Source organism: Bradyrhizobium sp. UFLA05-89, from assembly GCF_059803475.1.
The window spans coordinates 40,059-47,633 of the sequence record NZ_JBANBA010000071.1 but is presented as its reverse complement, the minus strand read 5'-3'; the positions used below and the strand labels follow the sequence as shown (position 1 = coordinate 47,633).

Annotated in this window: 11 protein-coding genes and 1 tRNA gene; 4 read left to right on the top strand and 8 right to left on the bottom strand. The window is 62.0% G+C overall.

The window, feature by feature from the left end; translation table 11 throughout:
* Nucleotides 1-225: 225 nt before the first annotated feature.
* Nucleotides 226-1,197, bottom strand: a complete 972-nt coding sequence (locus SO139_RS29870) for an SDR family NAD(P)-dependent oxidoreductase (RefSeq protein WP_449380663.1) — start codon at nt 1,195-1,197, stop codon at nt 226-228.
* Between the two features lie 159 nt (nt 1,198-1,356).
* On the opposite strand from SO139_RS29870, the gene SO139_RS29865 reads away from it, so the two are divergent.
* The 3 genes from SO139_RS29865 (at nt 1,357) to SO139_RS29855 (ending at nt 3,087) form a co-directional block, all read left to right on the top strand.
* Nucleotides 1,357-1,545 (top strand): hypothetical protein, encoded by a 189-nt coding sequence (locus SO139_RS29865; protein WP_474800144.1) that lies wholly within the window; start codon nt 1,357-1,359, stop codon nt 1,543-1,545.
* Between the two features lie 178 nt (nt 1,546-1,723).
* Nucleotides 1,724-1,963, top strand: coding sequence for a hypothetical protein (locus SO139_RS29860; RefSeq protein WP_449380665.1), 240 nt, complete (start codon nt 1,724-1,726; stop codon nt 1,961-1,963).
* 647 nt (nt 1,964-2,610) lie between these two features.
* On the top strand, nt 2,611-3,087 hold the full coding sequence (locus SO139_RS29855; protein ID WP_449380667.1) for a DUF3833 family protein: 477 nt from the start codon (nt 2,611-2,613) through the stop codon (nt 3,085-3,087).
* Between the two features lie 110 nt (nt 3,088-3,197).
* On the opposite strand, the gene SO139_RS29850 is transcribed toward SO139_RS29855, so the two are convergent.
* Both SO139_RS29850 and SO139_RS29845 read right to left on the bottom strand, forming a co-directional pair.
* Nucleotides 3,198-3,503 carry a BrnA antitoxin family protein gene (locus SO139_RS29850; RefSeq protein ID WP_449380668.1) on the bottom strand — a complete coding sequence of 102 codons (306 nt, stop codon included), beginning with the start codon at nt 3,501-3,503 and terminating at the stop codon, nt 3,198-3,200.
* A complete protein-coding gene (locus tag SO139_RS29845) occupies nt 3,484-3,744 on the bottom strand; it encodes a BrnT family toxin (RefSeq protein ID WP_449380669.1) in 261 nt (86 codons plus the stop codon). Before SO139_RS29845 ends, SO139_RS29850 begins: the two co-directional genes overlap by 20 nt.
* Before the next feature lie 164 nt (nt 3,745-3,908).
* Here SO139_RS29845 and SO139_RS29840 point away from each other — a divergent pair, with 164 nt between their 5' ends.
* Nucleotides 3,909-4,133, top strand: coding sequence for a hypothetical protein (locus tag SO139_RS29840; protein ID WP_449380670.1), 225 nt, complete (start codon nt 3,909-3,911; stop codon nt 4,131-4,133).
* Nucleotides 4,134-4,153: 20 nt separating this feature from the next.
* Here SO139_RS29840 and SO139_RS29835 read toward each other — a convergent pair.
* The 5 genes from SO139_RS29835 to plsX all read right to left on the bottom strand — a co-directional run bounded on the left by SO139_RS29835 (nt 4,154) and on the right by plsX (nt 7,439).
* Nucleotides 4,154-4,231 (bottom strand) — tRNA-Pro (locus SO139_RS29835).
* 97 nt (nt 4,232-4,328) lie between these two features.
* Entirely contained in the window at nt 4,329-4,901 is a 573-nt protein-coding gene (locus SO139_RS29830; RefSeq protein ID WP_449380671.1) for a MerR family transcriptional regulator, read from the bottom strand.
* A 24-nt stretch (nt 4,902-4,925) separates the two neighbouring features.
* Nucleotides 4,926-5,267, bottom strand: a complete 342-nt coding sequence (locus SO139_RS29825) for an integration host factor subunit alpha (protein ID WP_254095658.1) — start codon at nt 5,265-5,267, stop codon at nt 4,926-4,928.
* 136 nt (nt 5,268-5,403) lie between these two features.
* Entirely contained in the window at nt 5,404-6,381 is a 978-nt protein-coding gene (locus tag SO139_RS29820) for a beta-ketoacyl-ACP synthase III (protein WP_449380672.1), read from the bottom strand.
* On the bottom strand, nt 6,378-7,439 hold the full coding sequence (gene plsX, locus SO139_RS29815; protein WP_498541072.1) for a phosphate acyltransferase PlsX: 1,062 nt from the start codon (nt 7,437-7,439) through the stop codon (nt 6,378-6,380). The genes SO139_RS29820 and plsX overlap by 4 nt, the downstream gene beginning before the upstream one ends.
* Between the last annotated feature and the right edge of the window lie 136 nt (nt 7,440-7,575).

Here is a 7,575-nt window from a genome sequence, read left to right as displayed (position 1 = left end):
TTCGAACAAGGAGATGATCTGAAATGATCTAACAACCACTCATCCTTGACCAAGCCCATACAAGTATTCCAGAGACAGTGACGTATATGGAGAGGCCGCGGCGTACTGGGTGCCCGCTTTCGCCTTTCGCGGGGCATGACGGCTACAACGTGGACACACGACACTCCTGCAAAAATGGCATGGCTTCGCAGGGACGACATCGAATTGGCAATACCGCCCCTCGCCTCACCCCAGCCGCCAACCGACCTCCCGGGCAAAGCCCTCGTAGAAGGCGCGCTCATAGGCCTCTTCGGGCGTGGCGCGCACGCGCTGATCGAGGCGCACGGCGTCCTCGCCGACCAGGATGCGCCACCGCTCGGCCTTGACGCCGTCGAGGATGATCTTCGCGGCCTGCGCGGCCGTGGTCGGTGCATCCTCGCGAAAGCTGCGAGCACGCTCGGCGAACGCCGCCTGGACGTCCTCGTCCGACATCTTGTCGGCATCCGGCACGCCGGCCGCGACCATGCGCTTTCGGGTCAGCGCGACCTCGTCGGCATTGAGGCGCTCTGAGCCGTCGCCGCTCTGCACCTTGCGCGAGTTGGAGACGATCGATGTGCCGATGTGACCGGGCATCACCACCGAGCATTTGACGTGCGGCGCGTGCAGGCGGAGATCGTTGATCAGCGCCTCCGTAAACCCCTTCACCGCGAATTTGGCCGAGCTGTAGGCGGTGTGCGCCTGCCCCATGCCGATCGAGGCCCAGAAGCCGTTGACGCTCGCGGTGTTGATGATGTGCGCCTCGTCGGCCGCAACCAGCATCGGCAGGAAGGTGCGCACGCCGAGATAGACGCCGCCCCAGCAGATGTTGAAGGTGCGCTCCCACTGCTCGCGCGTGTTGGTGAACAGGCTGCCACCGCCGCCGATGCCGGCATTGTTGAACAACAGATGGATCCTGTCGGTCTTCTGCTGCTCGGCAAGCTCGTCACGAAAGCGCTTGAGATGATCCTCGATCGCGACGTCGGCGACATGGGTTGTGACGCGCAGGCCCTGCGGCAGCTTCTCGACCTCGCACAGCCGCCTGGTCTCGGCCATCGCGGCTTCCGAGACATCGCACATCGCGACGTTGCAGCCCTCGGCGACGAGCTGGCGCGCGAGCTCGCGCCCCATCCCCGTTCCCCCGCCGGTGATGACGGCGATCTTTCCGGAAAAGTCCTTCATGGGCTCGGCCCCTCGCTATTGGTCTGGTTGTTGGTCTTGGTGGCCTTCGCGGGCAATGCATGGGCCGCTGCAAAGTGTAGCAGCGCCGCGCCTGCGGTAAAGCAGGCCGGCGCTGCGGCACGACGACGGCAAAAGTCGGCGGACGAATTATTCCGCCGCATGGACATCGCATGGCGCATTGCAGGCGGGAAGATTGTCGGCGGTGATCGCATTCCACAGCGTGAGCAGCTTCTCCCGCAGCTCGAGCGCACGACCACGATTGCGGCCTTCACCGCGTTCAAACCTACCGGCTGCAACCACAGCGATGAAGCGGGCGAGCGGCGACGCCGCCTTTACGATGGTTCATAGCAGCCGGTTCCCCGTATTTGTCCGGCTTCGGATTGAGGGGATTTTTTTTACAATCCGAATCATCAAATGGGGCGAAAAGCTGAGGTGAGTCTTCAAGCCATCGTGTCGCGATCGACACAGGGCGTGGCACTCCACTTGCATCTCCTCATGGCGAGTAACAACCAAAGAGGTGAAATGCATGTTTATTACCGTCGTGGCCGTGCTCTGCCGGCTTGGCGCAGCAGCCTCAGGCGGTTGCGTCGAGGAAATCGTCACCGACAGCAACATGACGCCCGAAATCTCGCTCATGCAGTGTGCGGTCGGCGCGCAGGCCGAACTCGCAAAATGGATGGGTGAGCACCCGATTTATCACGTCAACTGGCGCATCGAACGCTACAAGTGTGTGCCAGGTCACTACGAGATCAAGGGCCACGCCTAAGGCCCTACCCCGAAAGGGGAGGAAACGCCCGGAGGACCGGTTTCTGCCGACCTCTTGCAAAACGTGCTGAAAACAGTCGGAGCGAGAGGATCTAAACCTCGGCCCCAGCCTTCCGAAGCGGAGGCAAGCATTTGATTATTGTAGATTTTTTGAAAATTGAACTATCATCCGGCGATTGAGATCAGACACGTTCGTCCGCCCGAAAATGACCGCGATGCTGTGGCCAAGCTGCCACTCGCACTGTGTTCCGACAGGAAGCGTCGGATACCGAACCGTTTGTAGGCTCGCGTCGCGAATACGATACTTGCACCGAGGCTGAGATCAGCCGCTTGATATTGGACTCGGTGGCCGCCCGATATTTTGCGGGTGGACGTTTCCTTTTCTTTTCCTGACGCTGCGATTTGGGTTCTGCCATGAACCGCAATCAATACTTCGAAAGGCCACGCTGCACCCCGTGCGACCAGCCGCGCACATTCGTCCGAAGCGAACCGGCCGCCGGGCGGTACGAAATTCGATCGTATGAATGTCCGGCCTGCAAGAGCGTGCTGCGGATCGTCGAGCGCACCGAGCCGAGCATGTTTCCGCACTGATCAGGAACCTCGTCGGTGCAAGCGACTTGGTTAGACGCTTTCCGAATGGGCTTACCGATGGCGATCGAGGCTTTCAGATCCACAACGCCGCTGTTTCTTCCCGAGCGATTTTTCGTCGGACGGCTCGAAGGCTGGGCCGTATTGGAGAGCCTGGTTGGCGGATTACTGAAGCGCGCAACGATAGAAGGCCACGGCGAACTGGATGCGGACACTGATACTGTGGTGTTCATCGAGACCTATACGTTCGATGATGGACACACGGACACGCTGCATTGGACGATACGAAAAGGCGACGGAGGCAAGTACACCGGGTTGGAAAATCGCCTTGAAGGCGAGGCCATAGGCGAGCAAGCCGGCTGCGCATTCCATTGGAAGTACACCCGCGACACGCCGCAAGCCGGCGGCAAATCCTTCAAGCTGAATTTCGACGATTGGTTCTACGCGATCGACGAGCGAGCCTGCATCGTGCGAGGTAGCGCCGGGCGAGCCGGCATCCCGTTCGCGACGGGGCATGTCACCTATCGGAAGGTCTGACGGTTCGGGCGGCGACCAGCCTCGCGCAAAATGGCCCGAGCGCACGACGCAGACGCCGCACGATTGGCAGCCGGATTGCGATCGGGTGAGGAGCGGAGGCAGTGGTTTGGTTAGACGCGCGCCTTCGTGTCACGCCTCACGATTTTCACGAGGGTTTCATCAATTCGGCTTTGCCACCGTGGCCCTCCGCGCTTGAAGTGCTCAACGACTTCAGGACTCAATCGGAGAGAAACGGCTTTCTTTGTCGGCGCCTTGTTGGGGCCGCGCCCCTTGCGCATGCCCGGGAAAACTTCGTCGAACGGGCGGGCCTTTGCGAAGTCGTCCTTCGTCCATTCCGGATTGTCACTCACTGCGCGCATATCGCTCGCTGTGTAGCGCTTCTTTGACGTCTTTTTCTTAGCGGCGGTTTTCTTCATATGCCTTCCTCTCATCCTTGCTTGCAGGGCGCATGCTGATGATGCTGATGGCCTCCTTGCCGTAAACGGCAAAGACGACACAAATCACTCCGCGAATATTCACGCCGATTGCACGATAGCGCTTTCCTCGCGCCGGCAACACGAATGCCCGATCGAAGAATCTCTCATTGAGATCGGCGAAATTCATCCCGTGCTTGTCAAGATTCGCGAGGCGCTTCGGTTCGTCCCATATGATTTTCACCGGATTATTTTGTAGATACAAAATGGTTTTGGGTCAAGGTAGTGAGATGGTTCGGCTTCAGAAGCTATCCACGCCGCGTGCGCCAATGTCCCTTATGCGCCGCGAACCAGATAGAAGCTCGACGCCGGAGCCTGTTCGGCTTGCCCGACGTGAGGACGACGACCATGGGTCAGATCGTGCGCGCCAGCGCCGGGTCCCGGGTCTTACAGGGGGCCCCGCGCCAGGATGGCGTCAGTCCGCCGATTTACCTCGACGTCTCAATGATTTCGCAAAATCCGCTGCGCCTGGCGCCACCCGTCGGCGGCTACTATGCATGGGGTTGTTTTCGCCGTTTTGCCGGGACGACCGCCAACGGGGCGATCCGCTGGCGCCGACCGCCCGAAACCTGATCTGACATTGTTGAGAATTTTGGTCGGAGCGAGAGGATTTGAACCTCCGACCCCTAGTCTCCCAGACTAGTGCGCTAACCGGGCTGCGCCACGCTCCGAATGCCGTTCCCATAGCTAGGATCGCGGCTTTGCGCAAGGCGCCTGAACCGCCCGGAAAACCGGGAACATCCCCTTGAAGTCGCAGGATGCCCCTGCTCAGCCGACCTTGAGCGCCTCGTCGAGCAGTTCGCGGCAGGCGACGAGGTCCTGGAGCACCCGCTCCAGCCGCTCCCGGTCGGCCGGGCTCGGGCCAGCGCGTTCGCTTGCGCCCTTGCGGAAGGTGGTGAGGATTTCCTCGTCGTCGATCTCGGCGAAGCGGAAATCGATGCCTTCCTCCTCCTCGCCCTGGTAGTCGTCATCGTCGGTATCGGCGACGCCGCGGATCTCGGGCTCCTCCTCGGGCTCCATCAGGCTCTGGCCGATCGCGTCCTCGATCGCGCCGAACGAGACCGCGGCCGACGAATCGGCGAGCCCCTGGACCGACTTGATGCCGTGCTCCTTGAGGATCCGCTGCACGCCGCGGATGGTATAGCCCTCGCCATAGAGCAGCCGGCGGATGCCCTTGAGCAGGTCGACGTCGTCGGGGCGGTAGTAGCGGCGGCCGCCGCTGCGCTTCATCGGCTTGATCTGGGAGAAGCGGGTCTCCCAGAACCGCAGGACGTGCTGCGGGATGTCGAGGTCCTGCGCTACTTCGCTGATGGTGCGGAACGCATCCGGCGCCTTGTCCAAATGCGGCTCTCCTATGGGAGGCGATTATGCCTCGGCTTGAGTCTTGCTGCCGTCGCCATTGGCCTTGTGTTGCGAATTGATCCGCTGCTTCAGGATGGCGGACGGCTTGAACACCATCACCCGGCGCGGCGAAATCGGCACCTCGGTACCGGTCTTCGGATTGCGGCCGATACGCTGGCCCTTCTTACGCACCATGAAGGAACCGAACGAGGACAGCTTCACCGTCTCGCCCCGCTCGAGGCAATCGGTGATCTCCTTCAACACGAGTTCCACGAAGGCAGACGATTCCGTCCGCGACAGGCCGACCTTTTGGTAGACGGCCTCGCAGAGATCAACACGCGTTACGGTTTTACTAGTCTCGGTCATCGCCCTGCCCCACATCACGGCGAACAATTGTCGTCTAAAATTATGAGGTTACGAGACGACGGTCAACCCGCTCATCCCTGCTTTGAGTCGCCAAAGTGGCCCGCAATCTCGGCAAAATTTTATCGAACGCGCTCTACTACCAGCGGACGAGTGCGGAACCCCAGGTGAAACCGCCGCCCATGGCTTCGAACAGCAGCAGGTCGCCCTTCTTCACCCGACCGTCCTTCACTGCGACCGAGAGCGCCAGCGGAATGGAGGCCGCCGAGGTGTTGCCGTGCTTGTCGACGGTCAGCACCACCTTCTGCGGCGCAATATGCAGCTTGTGGGCGGACGCATCGATGATTCGCTTGTTGGCCTGGTGCGGGATGAACCAGTTGATGTCCTCGGCGGTCATGCCGGTGGCGTTGAAGGCATCGACGATCACGTCGGTGATCATGCCGACGGCGTGCTTGAACACCTCCTTGCCTTCCATGCGCAAATGGCCGACCGTCCTGGTCGAGCCGGGGCCCCCATCGACGAACAGCTTGGCCTTGTGGCGACCGTCCGAACGCAGATGCGTGGTCAGCACGCCGCTGTCGGAGGTCTTGCCGGCCTGCGTCTGCGCTTCCAGCACGATCGCGCCCGCGCCGTCGCCGAACAGCACGCAGGTGCCGCGGTCGTTCCAGTCGAGGATACGCGAGAAGGTTTCCGCGCCGATCACCAGCGCGCGCTTGTAGGCGCCCGTGCGCAGGAAGTTGTCGGCAGTGGCGAGCGCGAACACGAAGCCGGAGCAGACCGCCTGCAGGTCGAACGCCGCGCCATGGTTGATGCCGAGTCCGTGCTGAACGGCGACTGCGGTCGCCGGAAACGTGTTGTCGGGCGTTGAGGTCGCGAGCACGATCAGGTCGATCGCCTGCGGGTCGAGCCGGGCATGCGCGAGCGCGGCGCGCGCCGCCCTGATCGCAAGGTGCGAGGTAAACTCGTCGTCGGCCGCGATGTGACGCTCACGAATGCCCGTTCGTTGCACGATCCACTCGTCCGACGTGTCGATGCGGGCTGCCAACTCGGCATTGGTCACGACACGCTCCGGCAAATAGCTGCCGCAGCCGAGCACGACCGATCGAATTTGAGTCACGAAACAGCCTCCTGCGCGGTCGGCACGGAACTAAACGCGCCACCGTCGCGGTTGAGCATCTGATTGATCTTGGTCAGGAGATCGTAGTGGACCATCTCATAGCCAACATCGATCGCATAGGCAAAGCCTTCGGCGCTGATTCCGCCATGGCTCTTGACCACGAGTCCCCTCAATCCGAGGAACACACCGCCATTGGACTTGTTCGGGTCCATCTTGTCGCGCAGGGCCTGGAAAGCGCCGCGCGCGAAGAGGTAGCCGAGCTTGGACATCCAGCTCCGCTGCATCTCATTGCGGAGCAGTTCCGCCATCTGCCGCGCGGTTCCCTCGGCTGCCTTTAGCGCGATGTTACCGCTGAAGCCCTCGGTGACGATCACGTCGGCCAGCCCCTTGCCGATGCCGTCGCCCTCGACGAAGCCGAGATAGTCGAGCTCCGGCAGATTCATCGCGCGCAGTGTTTCGCCGGCCTCGCGGATCTCCTCGTGGCCCTTGATCTCCTCGGTTCCGATATTGAGCAGACCAACCGAGGGGCGCGGCTTGTCGAACAGCACGCTCGCCATCGCTGCGCCCATGACGGCCAGCGACACCAGGTGGTGCGCATCGCCGCCAATGGTGGCGCCGAGGTCGAGCACGACAGACTCGCCATGCTTGGTCGGCCACATCCCGGCGATGGCCGGGCGGTCGATGCCGGGCAGCGTGCGCAGGTGGAAGCGCGACATCGCCATCAGTGCACCGGTATTGCCGGCGGAGACCGCAACATCCGCCTCGCCTTTCTTGACCGCATCGATGGCGAGCCACATCGAGGAGGTCTTGCGGCCGCGCCGCAGCGCCTGGCTCGGCTTGTCCTCCATGCTGACGGCGACGTCGGTATGGATCACCTTCGCGGCGGCCTTCAGCGAGGCGTGCTTCTGAAGCTCCGGCTCGATCTTGGCGCGGTCGCCGACCAGCAGGAATTCGATATCCGAATGCCGGGCAAGCGAGATGGCCGCGCCGGGAATGACGACGGGCGCGCCGACATCGCCTCCCATGGCGTCAAGCGCGATTCGAACCTTGCTTGGCATGAACGTCCCGGAAACCTGATCTCGTGCGGTCTAAGAACTCGAGGGGCCGCGAAATGGGTTCGCCATCATCAACAGCGATCGGCCAGGCGCCACACCGCACCCGGACCGGGCCGCGACAATAGCGTTTTGTCACCCC

What these genes read in the sequence shown, in the direction of transcription:
- SO139_RS29870 (WP_449380663.1), bottom strand. Translation starts at nt 1,197, where the DNA reads ATGAAGGACTTTTCCGGAAAGATCGCCGTCATCACCGGCGGGGGAACG.
- SO139_RS29840 (WP_449380670.1), top strand. Translation starts at nt 3,909, where the DNA reads ATGGGTCAGATCGTGCGCGCCAGCGCCGGGTCCCGGGTCTTACAGGGG.
- SO139_RS29860 (WP_449380665.1), top strand. Translation starts at nt 1,724, where the DNA reads ATGTTTATTACCGTCGTGGCCGTGCTCTGCCGGCTTGGCGCAGCAGCC.
- SO139_RS29825 (WP_254095658.1), bottom strand. Translation starts at nt 5,267, where the DNA reads ATGACCGAGACTAGTAAAACCGTAACGCGTGTTGATCTCTGCGAGGCC.
- plsX (WP_498541072.1), bottom strand. Translation starts at nt 7,439, where the DNA reads ATGCCAAGCAAGGTTCGAATCGCGCTTGACGCCATGGGAGGCGATGTC.
- SO139_RS29865 (WP_474800144.1), top strand. Translation starts at nt 1,357, where the DNA reads ATGGACATCGCATGGCGCATTGCAGGCGGGAAGATTGTCGGCGGTGAT.
- SO139_RS29850 (WP_449380668.1), bottom strand. Translation starts at nt 3,503, where the DNA reads ATGAAGAAAACCGCCGCTAAGAAAAAGACGTCAAAGAAGCGCTACACA.
- SO139_RS29855 (WP_449380667.1), top strand. Translation starts at nt 2,611, where the DNA reads ATGGCGATCGAGGCTTTCAGATCCACAACGCCGCTGTTTCTTCCCGAG.